Here is a 761-nt window from a genome sequence, read left to right as displayed (position 1 = left end):
ACAGGTATAGGCGAATTCCTCACTGTCAGTTTCCTCGCCGCGCATGGCTCTGCTCAGCGGACGGTCTTCCCGGCTGATGGTCTGGCCGTCTTTGTACGCCAGCGTTTCGATCACCAAGTCGGGCGTCCCAAAGGATCTCCGGGACTCCGTCGATAGGCCCATCAGTTCCGCCGCGAACCGGTTGCGGATCACCTGTCGCGCTTGCGGATCATAGGTGAACCAGACCGCCACCGGCGCCGTATCCAGAACGGTTTCCAACTCGCGCGTGCGTTCCGCGATTGCACGGCCGGCTTTGATCATGGCTTGGGCAATCGTGTCGAACTCGGCGACAGACGTCGACATAGGTTTGACCTCGCTCCCTTTGCCGAGCGAATCGGCGCGCGCGGCGAGGTCGACTGTCGCCTTGGTGAAGGTTTTACCAACCACGTAGCCCAGAGTGAGCGAAAAAAGCAGCGCAGTTAGGCCTGTTGCGCCAATCTGTGCGAGAGACCACCAGAGAGGTGCCTGAACATCAGAAAGCGGAACATTGGCGGTGTAGAACCAGTCCGAATAGGGCGATCGATAGTACCCGGCCAGCAGCGTGGTGCCTTCGAAATTGCGAGATCGGAACGTACCGGAGCGGCCGACGACCTTTGCTAAATATTCCGGCAAACCGGGCTTGCCGGTCACCTCACCATGCAACTTGGACCTTGCAACGTAGTTGCCCTCACGATCACCGACAGCGACCGTCCACCCCGCTGGGACCGCGGGCAGCATAGCAA

General features: G+C 60.1%; 1 pseudogene. It reads right to left on the bottom strand.

The features are described 5' to 3' along the window. Nucleotides 1–669 (bottom strand): annotated as a pseudogene (locus EOA60_RS35530) (histidine kinase); the annotation flags it as partial. Nucleotides 670–761 lie beyond the last annotated feature (92 nt).

Source organism: Mesorhizobium sp. M1A.F.Ca.IN.020.06.1.1 (assembly GCF_004023265.1).
GTDB lineage: Bacteria > Pseudomonadota > Alphaproteobacteria > Rhizobiales > Rhizobiaceae > Mesorhizobium.
The sequence above is the reverse complement of the archived record's forward strand: the minus strand, read 5'-3'. Positions and strand labels throughout refer to the sequence as shown.